The sequence below is a fragment of the Rhodopseudomonas sp. BR0M22 genome (assembly GCF_010907035.1).
In the GTDB taxonomy this organism is placed as follows: Bacteria; Pseudomonadota; Alphaproteobacteria; order Rhizobiales; family Xanthobacteraceae; genus Rhodopseudomonas.
Genome location: NZ_QUMK01000021.1, coordinates 18,798 through 36,278, shown reverse-complemented (window position 1 = coordinate 36,278; position 17,481 = coordinate 18,798). Strand labels below are relative to the sequence as shown.

At 64.1% G+C, this 17,481-nt stretch carries 18 protein-coding genes and 1 tRNA gene; 16 read left to right on the top strand and 3 right to left on the bottom strand.

Annotated elements, in window-relative coordinates; translation table 11 throughout:
- Positions 1-74: 74 nt before the first annotated feature.
- Both pepT and DY468_RS09100 read right to left on the bottom strand, forming a co-directional pair.
- Positions 75-1,328 carry a peptidase T gene (pepT, locus tag DY468_RS09105; protein ID WP_164604445.1) on the bottom strand — a complete coding sequence of 418 codons (1,254 nt, stop codon included), beginning with the start codon at positions 1,326-1,328 and terminating at the stop codon, positions 75-77.
- 295 nt (positions 1,329-1,623) lie between these two features.
- Positions 1,624-1,935 (bottom strand): HU family DNA-binding protein, encoded by a 312-nt coding sequence (locus DY468_RS09100; RefSeq protein ID WP_164604443.1) that lies wholly within the window; start codon positions 1,933-1,935, stop codon positions 1,624-1,626.
- 246 nt (positions 1,936-2,181) lie between these two features.
- On the opposite strand from DY468_RS09100, the gene DY468_RS09095 reads away from it, so the two are divergent.
- Positions 2,182-2,258 (top strand) — tRNA-Asp (locus DY468_RS09095).
- A 319-nt stretch (positions 2,259-2,577) separates the two neighbouring features.
- Here the strand turns inward: DY468_RS09095 and DY468_RS09090 are convergent.
- Entirely contained in the window at positions 2,578-2,772 is a 195-nt protein-coding gene (locus DY468_RS09090; RefSeq protein ID WP_164604441.1) for a hypothetical protein, read from the bottom strand.
- A 319-nt stretch (positions 2,773-3,091) separates the two neighbouring features.
- On the opposite strand from DY468_RS09090, the gene DY468_RS09085 reads away from it, so the two are divergent.
- From DY468_RS09085 to DY468_RS09015, 15 genes are read left to right on the top strand one after another with little or no spacing between them, the layout of a single operon-like run.
- Positions 3,092-3,457, top strand: a complete 366-nt coding sequence (locus DY468_RS09085; protein WP_011158501.1) for an NADH-quinone oxidoreductase subunit A — start codon at positions 3,092-3,094, stop codon at positions 3,455-3,457.
- A gap of 11 nt (positions 3,458-3,468) precedes the next feature.
- Positions 3,469-4,065, top strand: a complete 597-nt coding sequence (locus DY468_RS09080; protein ID WP_164604506.1) for a NuoB/complex I 20 kDa subunit family protein — start codon at positions 3,469-3,471, stop codon at positions 4,063-4,065.
- Between the two features lie 13 nt (positions 4,066-4,078).
- On the top strand, positions 4,079-4,693 hold the full coding sequence (locus DY468_RS09075; RefSeq protein WP_164604439.1) for an NADH-quinone oxidoreductase subunit C: 615 nt from the start codon (positions 4,079-4,081) through the stop codon (positions 4,691-4,693).
- Between the two features lie 51 nt (positions 4,694-4,744).
- Complete coding sequence (locus DY468_RS09070; protein ID WP_164604437.1) at positions 4,745-5,953, top strand: NADH-quinone oxidoreductase subunit D; 1,209 nt, start codon at positions 4,745-4,747, stop codon at positions 5,951-5,953.
- A complete protein-coding gene (locus tag DY468_RS09065; RefSeq protein WP_164604435.1) occupies positions 5,950-6,921 on the top strand; it encodes an FkbM family methyltransferase in 972 nt (323 codons plus the stop codon). The genes DY468_RS09070 and DY468_RS09065 overlap by 4 nt, the downstream gene beginning before the upstream one ends.
- 2 nt (positions 6,922-6,923) lie before the next feature.
- Complete coding sequence (gene nuoE / locus DY468_RS09060) at positions 6,924-7,673, top strand: NADH-quinone oxidoreductase subunit NuoE (RefSeq protein ID WP_164604433.1); 750 nt, start codon at positions 6,924-6,926, stop codon at positions 7,671-7,673.
- Entirely contained in the window at positions 7,670-7,885 is a 216-nt protein-coding gene (locus DY468_RS09055) for a hypothetical protein (RefSeq protein ID WP_164604431.1), read from the top strand. The genes nuoE and DY468_RS09055 overlap by 4 nt, the downstream gene beginning before the upstream one ends.
- An 18-nt stretch (positions 7,886-7,903) precedes the next feature.
- Positions 7,904-9,229 carry an NADH-quinone oxidoreductase subunit NuoF gene (gene nuoF / locus DY468_RS09050; protein ID WP_164604429.1) on the top strand — a complete coding sequence of 442 codons (1,326 nt, stop codon included), beginning with the start codon at positions 7,904-7,906 and terminating at the stop codon, positions 9,227-9,229.
- A gap of 5 nt (positions 9,230-9,234) precedes the next feature.
- Positions 9,235-11,310 (top strand): NADH-quinone oxidoreductase subunit NuoG, encoded by a 2,076-nt coding sequence (nuoG, locus tag DY468_RS09045; RefSeq protein WP_164604428.1) that lies wholly within the window; start codon positions 9,235-9,237, stop codon positions 11,308-11,310.
- Between the two features lie 9 nt (positions 11,311-11,319).
- Positions 11,320-12,345, top strand: a complete 1,026-nt coding sequence (gene nuoH, locus DY468_RS09040; RefSeq protein ID WP_164604426.1) for an NADH-quinone oxidoreductase subunit NuoH — start codon at positions 11,320-11,322, stop codon at positions 12,343-12,345.
- A 7-nt stretch (positions 12,346-12,352) separates the two neighbouring features.
- Positions 12,353-12,841, top strand: coding sequence for an NADH-quinone oxidoreductase subunit NuoI (nuoI, locus tag DY468_RS09035; protein ID WP_164604424.1), 489 nt, complete (start codon positions 12,353-12,355; stop codon positions 12,839-12,841).
- A gap of 9 nt (positions 12,842-12,850) precedes the next feature.
- Positions 12,851-13,489: an NADH-quinone oxidoreductase subunit J gene (locus tag DY468_RS09030; RefSeq protein WP_164604422.1), complete on the top strand. Its 639-nt coding sequence runs from the start codon at positions 12,851-12,853 to the stop codon at positions 13,487-13,489.
- Positions 13,486-13,797: an NADH-quinone oxidoreductase subunit NuoK gene (gene nuoK / locus DY468_RS09025; RefSeq protein WP_011158489.1), complete on the top strand. Its 312-nt coding sequence runs from the start codon at positions 13,486-13,488 to the stop codon at positions 13,795-13,797. The genes DY468_RS09030 and nuoK overlap by 4 nt, the downstream gene beginning before the upstream one ends.
- A gap of 59 nt (positions 13,798-13,856) precedes the next feature.
- On the top strand, positions 13,857-15,944 hold the full coding sequence (gene nuoL, locus DY468_RS09020) for an NADH-quinone oxidoreductase subunit L (RefSeq protein WP_164604420.1): 2,088 nt from the start codon (positions 13,857-13,859) through the stop codon (positions 15,942-15,944).
- Positions 15,945-17,462, top strand: coding sequence for an NADH-quinone oxidoreductase subunit M (locus DY468_RS09015; protein ID WP_164604418.1), 1,518 nt, complete (start codon positions 15,945-15,947; stop codon positions 17,460-17,462).
- The last annotated feature ends 19 nt before the right edge of the window (positions 17,463-17,481 follow it).

Below are 17,481 nucleotides of genomic sequence, written 5' to 3'. Positions count from 1 at the left end.
ACGCCAAGCATGAAGCGCTTTCGCAAGAGCGCATTTAGCCGGTCGAAGCAGGAATGCGCAAGCGACCGCCTGTTCTAAGCCTGCTGCTCGAAGATCGTTGCCAGATGCACGATGGTGCGGACTGCGGCTTCCATGTCCTGGCGGCTGACCCATTCCAGCCGGGAGTGGAAGGCGTGCTCGCCGGCGAACACGTTGGGGCAGGGCAGCCCCATGAACGACAGCCGGGCGCCGTCGGTGCCGCCCCTGATCGCGGCGGTGACCGGCGTCAGGCCGGCGCGTCGGATCGCCTCGCGGGCGTTCTCGACCAGTTCGGGATGGCGGTCGAGCACCTGCTTCATGTTGCGGTATTGCGGCTGGATCTCGATCTTGGCGCGCGAGCGCGGGTAATCCAGCATCACCTCTTCGACGATGCTCTGCAGCAGCGTCTCCTTGTCCTTCAGCCCCGCTTCGGTGAAGTCTCGAACGATGAAGCCGAGGGTGGTCTTTTCCAGCGCGCCGCTGATTCCGATCGGGTGAAGAAAGCCCTCGCGGCCTTCGGTGGTCTCCGGCGAACAGCCGGTCTTGGGCAGCCGTTCGACGATCGCTGCGGCGATTTTGATGGCGTGCTCGATCTTGCCCTTGGCGAATCCCGGATGGGCGCTGACGCCCTCGATCGTGATCACCGCACTGTCGGCCGAGAAAGTTTCGTCCTCGATGTGCCCGGCGCTTTCGCCGTCCATCGTGTAGGCAAAATCAGCGCCGAGCTTTTTCAAATCGACCTTGTCGACGCCGCGGCCGATTTCCTCGTCCGGGGTGAACAGGATCTTGAGCGTGCCGTGCTCGATCTCCGGGTGCGCCAGGAGGAATCGCGCCGCATCCATGATCTCGGCGATGCCGGCCTTGTTGTCGGCGCCGAGCAGGGTGGTGCCGTCGCTGGTGACGATGTCGTGGCCGATCTGCTCCGACAGCGCCGGGTGCTCGGCGCGCCGAATCACCTGTGAGGAATCACCCGGCAGGATGATGTCGCCGCCCTGATAGTCCTTCCAGACCTGCGGTTTGACGCCCGCACCTGAACAATCGGGTGAAGTGTCCATATGGGCGCAGAAGCAGATCACCGGGACATTCGGCTTGGCGGTGGTCGCGGGAATCGTCGCGTAGACATAGCCGTGGTGGTCGAGATGAGCGTCGACGAGCCCCAGTTCGCGCAGCTCCTGCGCCAGCAGCGTGCCGAGATTCTTCTGCTTCTCGGTCGAGGGGCAGGTGTCGGAGGCCGGGTCCGACTGGGTGTCGATCGTGACGTAGCGGAGGAAGCGCTCCAGCACGGTGAAGTCGAAGTCGATTGCGGTCACGTCCGAACTCCCTGCAGGCTCGCAAACACCGCGGCATGGCGTTCAAGCGCGTTCGGTCGCGAGCTTTGCTGTTGATATCCCGTCCTGGCTTGCCGCGCGACCCGCAGCCGGGCCACGGCTGGGGGGACAAAAAAGAAACGGCAGGCGGGGCGGATGCCCAAGCCTGCCGTTCTTCAATCTGAACTGGAGCTGGTTCCAATCGACTTGGAAACCGGCCCCAGCGCCGCGCGGGACGAGCTTTGTCCACGCGTCCGAAAAACCGGAAACGCGCGAACCAATGACCCCGGAAGCAGGATCAGATCGCTTCCTTGAGCTCCTTGGCGGCGCGGAACGCCACCTTCTTGCTGGCCTTGATCTGGATCTGCTCGCCAGTGGCCGGGTTGCGGCCCATGCGGGCGGCGCGCTTGCGGACCTGGAGGATGCCGAGGCCGACGATGCGGATGCGCTCGCCCTTCTTCAGGTGCTTGGTGATGCGGGTCACCATGTCGCCGAGGATAGCCTCGGTCTGCTTCTTGGACAGCTCGTGCTCTTCGGCGAGCGCGGCTGCGAGATGCTTCAGGGTCACCGTTGCCGGCGTTGCGGTTTTGGCAACTGCTTTCTTCGCCATATAGCCCTCCTGCTGTGTGTGGCGGCTTAGAAACTAAGACGTAGCAGGGCTTAGATGATTCGGGTGGGCGCTGCCTACGCCGTTTGCCCCGTAAACAGCGCATTATTTGCATTGGCGCGCTGAAAAATGCCGACATTAAAGGATAAATGCAAAGCTGTGCACGAGAATGGGAATCTCTGCCTCAAGCCGCTTGACTTGGGAGTGCGCTCCCTTTAATCGACCGCCTGCGCGGTTGATGCAAACCACGCGGGAGTAGCTCAGTTGGTTAGAGCGCCGGCCTGTCACGCCGGAGGTCGCGGGTTCGAGCCCCGTCTCTCGCGCCATTTCGCCCAAGGGGCGTTTGGCGATCCTGCGCGTTACCCCGAAATAAGCTCGACCGAACTGGATCCGTCTCAGGCCTAATTGCGCTGTTCGTTCCGCGTTGGTGCTGTCGACGATGCGGCCGCGCGACCTGCGTTGGCGCTTTCGTTCGTTGGGGCTGGTGAGCTTGAGGGAGAAGGGGGCGCAGGTGTGCGCTTCTCGGCCAGGCGCCCTCGGGACATCGTGTCGTCACAGAACAGGGGTGTCGTCACAGAAGGAGGCAGCTTGGCTGCCGCCTTCTCAACCATGTGTGACTGCTGATGCGTCGAGAGCGAGCCGCGGTTATCTCACCGTCGACCGACCCGAGTCGGTGAGGGTGATCTGCTTGGTGGCCTTGATCACCTGAGCGGTCTGGCTGTCGGGAGCGGTGGTTCTGGCCGTAATTCCGATCACGGCGACGCTGATACCGGCAACGAGGGCCACCACCACGATCTTCAGGTGGGTCGCACGATCCGCTGAATGCAAAGAGTGGTTCATCGCTGCCTCCCCGCGGCTGTTGTTGTTGCCGCGTTGACGAGCCGACGATAGCCTTACGTGTGTTTCAGGATCGTTTCGCCGGTTCCGAAAAGGGTTTCGTGCGATGGCCGTATGGTTTCCGTTTGGTTGATGTGACTCGCGCACTGTGCTGAATGATGAGTCACGAATTCGTGCTGCTAAAGACGTAGAAGCGTGCATATGCCTCGGAGTTGCCACAGCTTGGCTTGCGCCCCCTGTTGCACTGCGCTAAGCGGTAGAACAATTCAAATGCGAACGAGTCTGCGGCAGCACAACGGGCCGCGGGGTTAGGGAGCGGGTGATGAGCGGCATTCTGTCTAACTATCTGCCAATCGTCGTTTTTATCATCGTTGCCGCCGGCTTGAGCTTCGTCCTTCTGGTCGCTCCGTTCGCGGTGGCGTATCAGCAGCCGGACCCGGAAAAGCTCTCGGCTTATGAATGCGGATTCAACGCTTTCAGCGATGCCCGCATGAAATTCGACGTCCGATTTTATCTTGTCGCCATTCTGTTCATCATCTTCGATCTCGAAGTCGCGTTTCTGTTTCCGTGGGCCGTGGCCTTCGGCAAGCTCGGCGCGACCGGCTTCTGGTCGATGATGGTGTTTCTCGGCGTCCTGACGGTCGGCTTCGCCTACGAGTGGAAGAAGGGCGCGCTGGAATGGGATTGAGGCCTGAGACGATGCAGCCGACACCGTCGCAACATCCGATCGGCGCGCAGCCGCTGATCTCTCGGCCGGCTACCGGCATCATCGACCCCCGCACCGGCAAGCCGATTGGGGCCGACGATCCGTTCTTTCTCAATGTCAGCCGCGAATTGTCCGACAAGGGCTTCTTCGTTGCCGCGACCGATGATCTGATCACCTGGGCGCGCACCGGCTCGCTGATGTGGATGACCTTCGGGTTGGCCTGCTGCGCAGTCGAAATGATTCAGCTTTCGATGCCGCGCTACGACGCCGAGCGTTTCGGCTTCGCGCCGCGCGCTTCGCCGCGGCAGTCGGACGTGATGATCGTCGCCGGCACGCTGACCAACAAGATGGCTCCGGCGCTCCGCAAGGTTTACGACCAGATGCCCGAGCCGCGCTACGTGATCTCGATGGGATCCTGCGCCAACGGCGGGGGCTACTATCACTATTCGTATTCCGTGGTGCGCGGCTGCGACCGCATCGTTCCGATCGACATCTACGTGCCCGGCTGTCCGCCCACCGCCGAAGCGCTGCTGTACGGCATGATGCTGCTGCAGAAGAAAATCCGGCGAACCGGCACTATCGAACGCTGAAGAAGGCTGTTTCATGGACGACAACGGGCTCGACACCCTGGGTCAGACGATCGTCGGCGCGTTGCCGGGCGTCGCGACCGGTCATTCGGTTGCGTTCGGCCAGCTCACGCTGACGGTCGATGCCGGCAAGATCGTGGAGACGATGCGGACGCTGCGCGACGACCCGCGCTTCCGTTTCATCGGCTTCATCGACATGACCGCGGTCGACTATCCCGGCCGCGCGCAGCGGTTCGAGATCGTCTATCATCTGCTGTCGCCGAAGCTGAACGAGCGGATCCGGGTGAAGGCGGAGGTCGGCGAGACGACGCTGGTGCCGTCGATCATCGACGTGTTTCCCGGCGCCGACTGGTTCGAGCGCGAGGCTTACGACCTGTACGGCATCATCATCACCGGCCATCCCGACATGCGCCGGCTGCTGACCGATTACGGCTTCGAAGGGCATCCGCTGCGCAAGGATTTTCCGCTCACCGGTTTCGTCGAGGTCCGCTACGACGACGACCAGAAGCGGGTGATCTACGAGCCGGTCCGGCTCAATCAGGAATTCCGCAAGTTCGACTTCCTATCTCCCTGGGAAGGCGCTGACTATCCGGTCCTTCCCGGAGACGAGAAGGCGGGAGTGAAGTCGTGATGACGTTCGCTGCTCGTTGTTCGCTACTCGCTTTGATGCGGAGCCCGCTCCATGGCTGACGTCGCCGCCACTGACGCGCCCAGCGTCCGCAACTTCACGATCAATTTCGGTCCGCAGCATCCGGCGGCGCACGGCGTGCTTCGGCTGGTGCTGGAGCTCGACGGCGAAGTGGTCGAGCGGGTCGATCCGCACATCGGTCTGCTTCATCGCGGCACCGAGAAGCTGATCGAGCAGAAGACCTATCTGCAGGCGATTCCGTATTTCGATCGGCTCGACTACGTCTCGCCGATGAATCAGGAGCACGCGTTCTGTCTGGCAGTCGAAAAGCTGCTCGGCATCACCGTGCCGCGCCGCGCGCAATTGATCCGCGTCCTGTACGCCGAGATCGGCCGCATTCTGTCGCATATGCTCAACGTCACCACCCAGGCGATGGACGTCGGCGCTTTGACGCCGCCGCTGTGGGGTTTCGACGAGCGCGAAAAGCTGATGATGTTCTACGAGCGCGCCTCCGGCAGCCGGATGCACGCGGCATACTTCCGCGTCGGTGGCGTGCATCAGGATCTGCCGCCGAAGCTGATCGACGATATCGACGCCTGGTGCGACGCTTTCCCCCCGGTGATCGACGATCTCGACCGGCTGCTCAGCGACAATCGCATCTTCAAGCAGCGCAACGTCGATATCGGCGTGGTGACGCTCGAACAGGCCTGGGCTTGGGGCTTCTCGGGCGTGATGGTGCGCGGCTCCGGCGCGGCCTGGGACTTGCGCAAGGCGCAGCCCTACGAGTGCTACGCCGAGATGGATTTCGACGTGCCGATCGGCAAGAACGGCGACTGCTACGATCGCTACCACATCCGTATGGAAGAGATGCGGCAGTCGGCTCGGATCATGAAGCAGTGCATCGCCAAGCTGCGCGAGCCGGCCGGGCAGGGGCCGGTGGTGGTCGACGATCACAAGATCTTCCCGCCGCGCCGCGGTGAGATGAAGCGCTCGATGGAAGCGCTGATCCATCACTTCAAGCTGTACACCGAAGGCTTCCACGTTCCGGCCGGCGAAGTCTATGCCTCGGTCGAGGCGCCGAAGGGTGAGTTCGGCGTGTATCTGGTGTCGGACGGCACCAACAAGCCGTACAAGTGCAAGATCCGGGCGCCGGGTTTCGCCCATCTGCAGGCGATGGATTTCCTCAGCCGCGGCCATCTGCTGGCCGACGTCTCGGCGATCCTCGGCTCGCTCGACATCGTGTTCGGAGAGGTCGATCGGTGAACGTCCCCGAGCCCATCCAGTTCGATCGCGCGACCGGCGCGCTCGAGGGCGCAGGCGCCCTGGAGCGTGCGGCGGCGTGTGCGCTGGTGATGGGCGCCCGGGTGTCGTCGACCTTTTCGTATCGCGGTTACAACGCCGCGGCCAACCTGATGCGGAAGGCGCTCCCGGAGCGCGATATCGCGATCAAGCTCAATCCCGATGCGACCTTCGTGTTCCCTTATGGCGACGGCTATTGGAGCAAGTTGCTGCAGCGCGACTACGATTACGAGATCGAGCTGGACCTGCTGTTCCGCGATGCGTCCGACGTCGACTACACGCTGATCGATTGCGGCGCCAATTACGGGTACTGGTCGATCCTGGTGTCGAGCGCGCCGTTCGGTGCGCACCGCACACTGGCGATCGAGCCGTCGAGCCAGAACTTCGCGCGCCTGGCGCACAATGCCAAGATCAACGGCGATCGGTTTTCGGTGATGAAATGCGCGGTCGGTGCCGCGCGGGGCACCGCCAGGCTGTCCGGCTCCAAGCACGAAGCGTTCAGCATCGTCGGTCGTGCCGATGCGGACGGTGAGGACGTGGCGGTGATCCGGCTCGACGACCTGATCGATGACGGCCATCTGCCGGCCGGCGGCAAGTACATCGTCAAGCTCGACGTCGAGGGGGTCGAGATCGACGCGATCCGCGGCGGACAGCGACTTCTCGCCGAAGACACCGCGATCCTGTGCGAAGAGCACGGTAGCGACCGCGGTCACACGGTTTCGCGCTACATCCTCGAAAATACGCCGCTGAAGCTGGTCGTGTACGACCCGCAAAGCAATCAATACGAGGCCGTGGTCGACCTCGGCATTCTCGACCGGATCAAGGTCGCGTCGAATGTCGGCTACAACGTGATCGGAACCGCGAGCGCGTTCTGGCACGCCCGTATCCAACACCTGAATGCGAGCGTTGCGAAGCGCTCGGCGAGAAACTGAGCATGTCCGTTCGTCGTCTGGCACCCAAAGAGCTGCAACCCGAGAGCTTCGCGTTCACCGCGGACAATCTCGCTTGGGCGCAGAAGGAAATCACCAAGTATCCGCCGGGCCGACAGTTCTCGGCGGTGATCGCCATCATGTGGCGCGCCCAGGAACAATGCGGCGGCTGGCTGCCGGAAGCGGCGATCCGCACCGTCGCCGACATGCTGCAGATGCCGCATATCCGGGCGCTGGAAGTGGCGACCTTCTACACGATGTTTCAGCTCAACCCGGTCGGCAAGAAAGCCCACGTCCAGGTCTGCGGCACCACGCCGTGTCGGCTGCGCGGCGCCGGCGAGCTGATCGAAGTTTGCAAGAACCGGATCCATCACGATCCGTTCCATCTGTCGGCCGACGGCGACTTCTCCTGGGAGGAGGTCGAGTGCGCCGGTGCCTGCGTGAATGCGCCGATGGTCCAGATCTGGAAAGATGTTTACGAGGATCTGACGCCGGAGACCTTGAACAAGGTGCTCGACGGCTTCGCTGCCGGCAATCCGCCGCAGCCGGGTCCGCAGAACGGCCGCCAGCACGCTGCGCCGATTACCGGTCCGACGACGCTGTTGAGCGGCGGGATTAACGTTTCGCCGGTCAACGCCAACGGGCCGTCGCTGACCGACGAGGAAGCCAAGCGGAGCGGGGCGGCGGCCAATGTGCAGGAGCGCCCGGCGCCGAAGCCGCCCGCCGCGGACTCTAGCGGTAAGAACACGCCATGACGATGATCGCCCCAGCGGGGGGCGCCGTCGCGGAAAGCGCGAAAGCCATGCCGACCCCAGTTTACATCCTGTTGCACGGGCTTGCCGCCGCAGCGTTCATATTTCTGCTGCAGCGCTACGCGCTCGGTGCGACACTCCAATCGAGCCTGATCTGGGCGCTGACCTTCGGGGGTTGCGCGGCCGGGCTCGCTCACATGCAATCGAAACGCTGACAGGGAACGCCGCAAGCCATGCTGGACGACAAGGACCGCATCTTCCGGAACCTGTACGGTCTCGACGACTGGACGCTGAAGGGCGCGCGCCGTCGCGGCGCGTGGGAAGGCACCAAGGCGATCATCGACAAGGGCCGCGACTGGATCATCAACGAGATGAAGGCGTCGGGCCTGCGCGGCCGTGGCGGCGCCGGGTTTCCGACCGGCCTGAAATGGTCGTTCATGCCGAAGGACAACGCCGACGGCCGCCCGAGCTATCTGGTGGTCAATGCCGACGAGTCCGAGCCCGGCACCTGCAAAGACCGCGAGATCATGCGCCACGACCCGCACACGCTGGTCGAAGGTTGTCTGCTCGCCGGCTGCGCGATGGGCGCCCACACCGGTTACATCTATGTCCGCGGCGAGTTCATCCGCGAGCGCGAGCGGCTGCAGGCGGCGATCGATCAGGCTTACGAGGCCAAGCTGATCGGCAAGGACAATGTCCACGGCTATCCGTTCGACCTCTACGTCGCTCACGGTGCCGGCGCCTACATCTGCGGTGAAGAGACTGCGCTGCTCGAAAGCCTCGAGGGCAAGAAGGGGCAGCCGCGGCTGAAGCCGCCGTTCCCGGCGAATGTCGGTCTGTTCGGCTGCCCGACCACCGTGAACAACGTCGAGTCGATCGCGGTCGCGCCCGACATCCTGCGCCGCGGCGCTGCGTGGTTCTCTTCGATCGGCCGTGCCAACAACGTCGGCACCAAGCTGTACGGCATCTCCGGTCACGTCAACGCGCCCTGCGTCGTCGAGGACGCGATGGGCATCCCGTTCCGTGAACTGATCGAAAAGCATGCCGGCGGCATCCGTGGCGGCTGGGACAATCTGCTCGCGATCATTCCCGGCGGCGCATCGTGCCCGCTGATCCCGGCGGCGGACTGCCAGGAGCTGATCATGGACTTCGACGGCACCCGTGCGGTGAAGTCGAGCTTCGGCACCGCCGGCGTGATCGTGATGGACAAATCGACCGACGTCGTCGCCGCCATCGCGCGCATCAGCTACTTCTTCAAGCACGAAAGCTGCGGCCAGTGCACGCCGTGCCGCGAAGGCACCGGCTGGATGTGGCGCGTGCTCGACCGGATGGTGCACGGCCGCGCCCACAAGCGCGAGATCGACATGCTGCTGGAAGTGACCAAGCAGGTCGAAGGCCACACCATCTGTGCGCTCGGCGATGCCGCGGCCTGGCCGATCCAGGGCCTGATCCGCGCCTTCCGCCCCGAGATCGAGCGCCGTATCGACGATTTCTCGCGCAAGGCCACGCTCGACGATCAGGGCGTGCTCGATCCGGCGCACATGCAAGCGGCGGAGTGACTGCCATGATCAAGATCATCGTCGACGGCAAGGAAGTCGAAGTTCCGCCGGAGTACACGCTGCTGCAGGCCTGTGAGTCCGCCGGCGCCGAGATTCCGCGGTTCTGTTACCACGAGCGGCTGTCGATCGCCGGCAACTGCCGGATGTGTCTGGTCGAGCTGAAGGGCACGCCGAAGCCCGTGGCGAGCTGCGCCTGGGGCGTGCGCGATTGCCGTCCGGGCCCGAACGGCGAGCCGCCGGAAATCTCGACCAAGTCGCCGATGGTCAAGAAGGCCCGCGAAGGCGTGATGGAGTTCCTGCTGATCAACCATCCGCTCGACTGCCCGATCTGCGATCAGGGTGGCGAATGCGATCTGCAGGACCAGGCGATGGGCTACGGCGTCGATCAGAGCCGGTTCGCCGAGAATAAGCGCGCGGTCGAGGACAAGTATCTCGGCGTGCTGGTCAAGACCTCGATGACCCGCTGCATCCAGTGCACCCGCTGCGTGCGCTTCGCGGCGGAGATCTGCGGTGTGCCGGAGATGGGCGCGATCGGCCGCGGCGAGGACATGGAGATCACTACCTATCTCGAAAAGGCGCTGACTTCCGAGCTGCAGGGCAATCTGGTCGATATCTGCCCGGTCGGTGCGCTGACGTCGAAGCCCTATGCCTTCGCGGCGCGCCCTTGGGAGCTGGGCAAGACCCAGTCGATCGACGTGATGGACGGCGTCGGCTCGGCGATCCGGGTCGACACCCGCGGCCGCGAAGTGATGCGGATCCTGCCGCGCGTCAACGAGGCGATCAACGAGGAGTGGATCTCCGACAAGACCCGCCACGTCGTCGACGGCCTGCGCACCCAGCGGCTCGACCGGCCCTACGTTCGCGAGGGCGGCAAGCTGAAGCCGGCGAGCTGGCCGCAGGCATTCGCCGCGATCAAGGCCAAGCTCGACGGCACCTCGGCCAAGAAGATCGGCGCCATCGCCGGCGATCTGGCCGCGGTCGAAGAGATGTTCGCGCTGAAGCAGCTTCTCGCCAAGCTCGGCTCGGACAACATCGCGGCGCAGAACGTTGCTGCCTTCGATCCGAAGGCCGGACGCGCCAGCTACATCTTCAACCCCGGCATCGTCGGCATTGAACAGGCCGACGCGGTGCTGATCATCGGCTCCGATCCGCGCAAGGAGGCGGCGATCCTCAACGCCCGCATCCGCAAGCGCTGGCGCGCCAGCGGCATGCCGATCGGCGTAATCGGGGATAGAGCCGATCTGACTTACGGCTACGATTATCTCGGCGCCGGCACCGACACGCTGAACGATCTGATTGCCGGCAAGCATGCTTTCGCCGAGACGCTGAAGAACGCCAAGAAGCCGATCATTCTGGTCGGGGCCGCGGCGACCGCGCGGCGCGACGGCCCGGCGATCCTGTCGCTGGCGGCCAAGCTCGCCGCCGATGTCGGAGCGCTCGACGACGGTTGGAACGGCTTTGCGGTGCTGCATCCGGCGGCTTCCAGCGTCGGTGCGCTGGACATCGGCTTCGTGCCGGGCAAGGGCGGCCTGGGGGCGGCGGAGATGACGACCGCCGGCGGCGTCGACGTGCTGTTCTCGCTCGGCGCTGATGAAATCAAGGTGCCGGACGGGGCGTTCGTGGTCTACATCGGCACCCACGGTGACCGCGGCGCGCACCGCGCCGACGTGATCCTGCCGGGCGGAGCCTACACCGAGAAGTCGGGCATCTACGTCAACACCGAAGGCCGGGTGCAGATCGCTGGGCGGGCATCATTCCCGCCGGGCGATGCGCGCGAGGACTGGGCGATCCTGCGAGCGCTGTCGGAAGCGCTCGGCGCCAAGCTGCCCTACGACTCGCTGGCGGCGCTGCGCAAGGCGCTGTTCGCCGAGGTGCCGCATCTGATGCGGGTCGACCAGATCGAGGCCGGCGATCCGGCCGATGTGCGCAAGCTGGCGGGCGCCGGCGGCAGCGTCGAAAAGACGCCGTTCAAGCCGGTGATCGCCGATTTCTACATGACCAACCCGATCGCGCGGGCGTCCGCGGTGATGGCGGAATGTTCCCGCCTGGCGTCGGGGCAATTGCTGACGGCGGCGGAGTAGGCGGGACCCATGGCTGAATTCTTCGCGACCAACCTGTGGCCGCTGCTCGTTGTGCTCGGGCAGAGCGTGCTGCTGTTGGTCATCCTCCTGATCGCGATCGCCTACATCCTGCTCGCCGATCGTAAGATCTGGGCGGCGGTGCAGATCCGGCGCGGCCCGAACGTTGTCGGGCCATGGGGCCTGCTGCAGTCGTTCGCCGACCTTTTGAAGTTCGTGCTCAAGGAGCCGACGGTTCCGGACGGAGCCAATAAGGGCCTGTTCCTGCTCGCACCGCTGGTGACCTGCGTTCTGGCGCTGGCGGCCTGGGCGGTGATCCCGGTCAACGCGGGCTGGGTGATCGCCGACATCAATGTCGGCGTGCTGTACATCCTCGCAGTGTCGTCACTGTCGGTCTACGGCATCATCATGGCCGGCTGGTCGTCGAACTCGAAGTATCCGTTCCTGGCCGCGCTGCGCTCGGCCGCGCAGATGGTGTCCTACGAGGTCTCGATCGGTTTCGTGGTGATCTGCGTTCTGCTGTGCGTCGGCTCGCTGAACCTGACGGCGATCGTCGAGGCGCAGGACGGCAAATGGGGCATGCTCGGCTGGTACTGGCTGCCGCTGTTCCCGATGTTCGTGGTGTTCTACGTGTCGGCGCTGGCCGAGACCAACCGCCCGCCGTTCGATCTCGTCGAAGCGGAATCGGAATTGGTCGCCGGTTTCATGGTCGAATACTCGTCGACCCCGTATCTGCTGTTCATGCTCGGCGAATACGTGGCCATCGTCACGATGTGCGCGATGGGCACGATCCTGTTTCTCGGCGGATGGCTGCCGCCGGTGCCTTACGCGCCCTTCACCTGGGTGCCCGGCATCGTCTGGTTCTCGCTGAAGCTGCTGTTCATGTTCTTCCTGTTCGCCATGGCGAAGGCGATCGTGCCGCGTTACCGCTACGACCAGTTGATGCGGTTGGGCTGGAAGGTGTTCCTGCCGCTGTCGCTGGCGATGGTGGTGATCGTGGCGGCCGTTCTGCAGTTCGCCGGCCTGGCACCGAAATGAGGCTTCGATGAACGTCACCGCTACCGCCCGTTCGCTGCTTCTGACCGAATTCGTATCGGCGTTCTTTCTCGCCATGCGCTACTTCTTCAGACCGAAGCGGACGATCAATTATCCTTTCGAGAAGAATCCGATCTCGCCGCGGTTCCGCGGCGAGCACGCGCTGCGCCGCTATCCCAACGGCGAAGAGCGCTGCATCGCCTGTAAGCTGTGCGAGGCGATCTGCCCGGCGCAGGCGATCACCATCGAGGCCGGTCCGCGGCGCAACGACGGCACCCGCCGCACCGTGCGCTACGACATCGACATGGTGAAGTGCATCTATTGCGGGTTCTGCCAGGAGGCATGCCCGGTCGACGCGATCGTCGAGGGGCCGAACTTCGAGTTCGCCACCGAGACCCGCGAAGAGTTGTACTACGACAAGGCCCGCCTGCTGGCCAATGGCGATCGCTGGGAACGCGAAATCGCCAAAGCCATCTCCCTCGACGCGCCGTACCGGTGAGCTGACGCCATGTCGATGCCCGTTCTGTTCTTCTATCTCTACGCCGGGGTGGCGATAGCCGCCGCAGTGATGGTCGTGGTCGCCCGCAACCCGGTGCACTCCGCGCTGTTTCTGATCCTGGTGTTCGTCAACGCCGCCGGCATGTTCGTGCTGATGGGCGCCGAATTCCTCGCGATGATTCTGATCGTGGTCTATGTCGGCGCCGTCGCGGTGCTGTTCCTGTTCGTGATCATGATGCTGGACGTCGACTACAGCCAGCTTCGCGAAGGCTTCCTCGAATATCTGCCGTTCGGCCTGTTGATCGGCTTCATCTTCCTGGCCGAGCTGCTGCTGCTGGCGGGGGGCTGGATGATCAGCCCGACCGTGACCAAGACGGTGACGGCGCCGATCCCGGCCGGCGTGTCCAATACCGAAGCTCTGGGGCTGGTGCTCTACACCCGCTACATCCACTACTTCCAGGTCTCGGGCATGATCCTGCTGGTCGCCATGGTCGGCGCGATCGTGCTGACGCTTCGCCACAAGAAGAAGGTCAAGCGGCAGGACATCTCCGCTCAGAACGCCCGCTCCAAGGAGACGGCGATGGCGATGCGCCACGTCAAACCGGGGCAGGGACTGTCCGACAACGATGCTGCGGAGTGGGTGCGATGAACGAGATCGGGCTCGGCCATTTTCTGTCGGTCGCCGCAGTGCTGTTCACGCTCGGCACGCTGGGCATCTTCCTGAACCGCAAGAACGTCATCATCATCCTGATGTCGATCGAGCTGATGCTGCTCGCCGTCAACATCAACCTGGTGGCCTTCTCGATCTACCTGAACGACATCGTCGGCCAGGTGTTCGCGCTGCTGGTTCTGACCGTCGCCGCCGCCGAGGCTGCAATCGGCCTGGCGGTGCTGGTGGTGTTCTTCCGCAACCGCGGCACGATCGCGGTGCAAGATATCAACTTGATGAAGGGCTAGGGCATGATCGGCAATCGATCGCGGATTGACGGCATCGTCCGGAGGCTGAAGGCGCGCGCATGATCCAGGCTATCGTATTTCTGCCGCTCGTCGGCGCGCTGATCGCCGCCGTCATTGCGCTGGTGGGCGCCCATGCCCGCAACCCGAGCGGCGACACCGTCGAGCATCACGACGATCACGGTCATGGCCACGATGCCCATGCGCACGCGGCGCACGGGCACGACGACCATGCGCACGACGACCATGCACACGACGATCACGCCCACGGCCCGACCGAACCGGCCGCAGCCGGCTCGCGGCTGGCCGAGATCGTCACCACCACGCTGCTGCTGATTTCCTGCGCGCTGGCCTGGGTGACGCTGGTGGAAGTCGGCTTCATGCACCACGATTCACGCGTGGCGTTGTTGCCGTGGATCAATTCCGGCGATCTGCAGGTCGCCTGGACACTGCGGGTCGACACGCTCACCGCCGTGATGCTGGTGGTGGTGACGACGGTGTCGTCGCTCGTCCATCTGTATTCGATCGGCTACATGCACGAAGACCCGCATCGCCCGCGGTTCTTCGGCTATCTGTCGCTGTTCACCTTCGCCATGCTGATGCTGGTGACCGCCGACAACCTGCTGCAACTGTTCTTCGGCTGGGAAGGCGTCGGTCTGGCGAGCTATCTGCTGATCGGCTTCTGGTATCAGAAGCCTTCGGCCAACGCCGCCGCGATCAAGGCTTTCGTGGTCAACCGCGTCGGCGACTTCGGGTTCCTGCTCGGCATCTTCACGGTGTTCGTGCTGGTCGGTTCGACCGATTTCGACACCATCTTCGCCGCCGCGCCCGGGCTGACCGGCAAGACCATCAACTTCTTCGGCTGGCACGCCGACGCCCTGACGCTGGCCTGCCTGATGCTGTTCATGGGCGCGATGGGCAAGTCGGCGCAGTTCCTGCTGCACACCTGGCTGCCGGACGCGATGGAGGGCCCGACCCCGGTGTCGGCGCTGATCCACGCCGCCACGATGGTCACCGCCGGCGTGTTCATGGTGGCGCGGATGTCGCCGCTGTTCGAGCTCGCGCCGGACGCCCAGGCCGTGGTGATGTTCTTCGGCGCCACCACCGCGTTCTTCGCGGCGACGATCGGTCTCGTGCAGAACGACATCAAGCGCATCGTGGCGTATTCGACCTGCTCGCAGCTCGGCTACATGTTCGTGGCGATGGGGGCAGGGGCCTATTCGGTCGGCATGTTCCACCTGTTCACGCACGCCTTCTTCAAGGCGCTGCTGTTCTTGGGCGCCGGCTCGGTGATCCACGCGATGCACCACGAGCAGGACATCCGCCACATGGGCGGTCTGAAGGACCGGATCCCGTTCACCTACGGCGTAATGCTGATCGGCACCCTGGCGCTGACCGGATTCCCGCTGACCGCCGGCTACTTCTCCAAGGACGCGATCATCGAGGCCGCGTTCGTGTCGAAGAACCCGCTGGCGTTCTACGGCTTCCTGATGACCGTGGTGGCGGCGCTGCTGACCTCGTTCTACTCGTGGCGTCTGGTGTTCAAGACGTTCCACGGCGAGCCGCACGATCGTAAGCACTACGAGGCCGCACACGAGAGCCCGCTGGTGATGACGATCCCGCTGTTCGTGCTCGCCTTCGGCGCGCTGGCGGCCGGCTATCCGTTCAAGGAGCTGTTCGCCGGTCACGGCATCGAGGAGTTCTTCCGCTCGTCGCTGAAGATGCATCCGCACATCATCGAGGAGATGCACCACATCCCGGCCTGGATCGCGTTCCTGCCGACGGTGATGATGGTGGTCGGCTTCCTGGTGGCGTGGGTGTTCTACATCCGCCGTCCGGACATTCCGGTGGAACTCGCCGGCCAGCACCGGCTGCTGTACCAGTTCCTGCTCAACAAGTGGTACTTCGACGAGCTGTACGAAGTGATCTTCGTCCGGCCGGCGAAGTGGATCGGACGGCAGCTCTGGAAGAAGGGCGACGGCATGCTGATCGACGGGCTCGGGCCCGACGGCATCTCCGCCCGGGTGCTCGACGTCACCCGCGGCGTGGTCCGGATGCAGACCGGCTATCTCTACCACTACGCATTTGCGATGCTGATCGGCGTGGCCGGTCTGATCACCTGGTTCATGCTCGGCTTGGGGGGCCGGTAAATGTCGGCTTCGATCATGACCTGGCCGGTGCTTTCGGTCGTCACCTTCCTGCCGGTGCTCGGCGCGGCGCTGGTGTATCTCGCCCGCGGCGAAGACGAGGCGGCGCGCCGCAATGCGCGCTGGATCGCGCTGTGGACCACGCTGATCACCTTCGCGGTGTCGCTGCTGCTGGTCTGGCACTTCGACTCCGCCAATCCGGGCTTCCAGTTCGTCGAAAAGGCGCCCTGGCTCGGCAACACCATCACCTATCACATGGGTCTGGACGGCATTTCGCTGCCGCTGGTGATCCTGACCACCGCGATCATGCCGTTCTGCATCATCGCGAGCTGGCGCTCGGTGACGATGCGGGTGCGCGAATACATGATCGCGTTCCTGGTGCTGGAAACGCTGATGATCGGCACCTTCTCGGCGCTCGATCTGGTGCTGTTCTATCTGTTCTTCGAAGGCGGCCTGATCCCGATGTTCCTGATCATCGGCATCTGGGGCGGTCCGCGCCGGGTGTACGCGTCGTTCAAGTTCTTCCTGTACACGCTGCTCGGCTCGGTGCTGATGCTGCTGGCGATCATGGCGCTGTACTGGAACGCCGGCACCACCGACATTCCGACCCTGTTGCAAACCTCGGTTCCGCGCGGGCTGCAGACCTGGGCGTGGCTGGCGTTCTTCGCCTCGTTCGCGGTGAAGATGCCGATGTGGCCGGTGCACACCTGGCTGCCTGACGCCCACGTCGAGGCGCCGACCGCGGGCTCGGTCGTGCTCGCCGCGATCCTGCTGAAGATGGGCGGCTACGGCTTCCTGCGGTTCTCGCTGCCGATGTTCCCCGATGCCTCGGCGTATTTCGCGCCGCTGATCTACACCCTGTCGGTGATCGCGATCATCTACACCTCGCTGGTCGCGCTGATGCAGGAGGACATCAAGAAGCTGATCGCTTACTCCTCGGTCGCGCACATGGGCTTCGTCACCATGGGCATCTTCGCCGGTACCACGCAGGGCGTCTCCGGCGCGGTGTTCCAGATGATCAGCCACGGCATCGTCTCGGGCGCGCTGTTCCTCTGCGTCGGCGTGGTCTACGACCGCATGCACACTCGCGAGATCGCCGCCTATGGCGGTCTGGTCAATCGGATGCCGCTGTACGCGCTGGTGTTCCTGATCTTCACCATGGCCAATGTCGGCCTGCCGGGCACCTCGGGCTTTATCGGCGAGTTCCTGACCCTGCTTGGCACCTTCAAGGTCAATGTGCCGACCGCGACTCTGGCGACCACCGGCGTGATCCTGTCGGCCTGCTACGCGCTGTGGCTGTATCGCAAGGTGGTGTTCGGTGCGCTGACCAAGCCGTCGCTCGCCACCATCAAGGACCTGACCTGGCGGGAAGGGCTGATGCTGGCACCGCTGGTGGTGCTCACCGTGCTGTTCGGCTTCTATCCGAAGCCGGTGCTCGACATGTCGGCCGCCTCCGTCCAGCAACTCGTCAACAACTACGCTGCCGCCGTGACTGCCGTGAAGGCAGCGGCGCTGCCGTGACCGGCAAGGACCAATCCCG

Bases quoted from the DNA above. Each gene is read 5' to 3' on its own strand.
- DY468_RS09100 (WP_164604443.1), bottom strand. From the start codon at position 1,935: ATGGCGAAGAAAGCAGTTGCCAAAACCGCAACGCCGGCAACGGTGACC.
- DY468_RS09090 (WP_164604441.1), bottom strand. From the start codon at position 2,772: ATGAACCACTCTTTGCATTCAGCGGATCGTGCGACCCACCTGAAGATC.
- DY468_RS09085 (WP_011158501.1), top strand. From the start codon at position 3,092: ATGAGCGGCATTCTGTCTAACTATCTGCCAATCGTCGTTTTTATCATC.
- DY468_RS09080 (WP_164604506.1), top strand. From the start codon at position 3,469: ATGCAGCCGACACCGTCGCAACATCCGATCGGCGCGCAGCCGCTGATC.
- DY468_RS09075 (WP_164604439.1), top strand. From the start codon at position 4,079: ATGGACGACAACGGGCTCGACACCCTGGGTCAGACGATCGTCGGCGCG.
- DY468_RS09070 (WP_164604437.1), top strand. From the start codon at position 4,745: ATGGCTGACGTCGCCGCCACTGACGCGCCCAGCGTCCGCAACTTCACG.
- nuoE (WP_164604433.1), top strand. From the start codon at position 6,924: ATGTCCGTTCGTCGTCTGGCACCCAAAGAGCTGCAACCCGAGAGCTTC.
- DY468_RS09055 (WP_164604431.1), top strand. From the start codon at position 7,670: ATGACGATGATCGCCCCAGCGGGGGGCGCCGTCGCGGAAAGCGCGAAA.
- nuoF (WP_164604429.1), top strand. From the start codon at position 7,904: ATGCTGGACGACAAGGACCGCATCTTCCGGAACCTGTACGGTCTCGAC.
- nuoG (WP_164604428.1), top strand. From the start codon at position 9,235: ATGATCAAGATCATCGTCGACGGCAAGGAAGTCGAAGTTCCGCCGGAG.
- nuoH (WP_164604426.1), top strand. From the start codon at position 11,320: ATGGCTGAATTCTTCGCGACCAACCTGTGGCCGCTGCTCGTTGTGCTC.
- nuoI (WP_164604424.1), top strand. From the start codon at position 12,353: ATGAACGTCACCGCTACCGCCCGTTCGCTGCTTCTGACCGAATTCGTA.
- DY468_RS09030 (WP_164604422.1), top strand. From the start codon at position 12,851: ATGTCGATGCCCGTTCTGTTCTTCTATCTCTACGCCGGGGTGGCGATA.
- nuoK (WP_011158489.1), top strand. From the start codon at position 13,486: ATGAACGAGATCGGGCTCGGCCATTTTCTGTCGGTCGCCGCAGTGCTG.
- nuoL (WP_164604420.1), top strand. From the start codon at position 13,857: ATGATCCAGGCTATCGTATTTCTGCCGCTCGTCGGCGCGCTGATCGCC.
- DY468_RS09015 (WP_164604418.1), top strand. From the start codon at position 15,945: ATGTCGGCTTCGATCATGACCTGGCCGGTGCTTTCGGTCGTCACCTTC.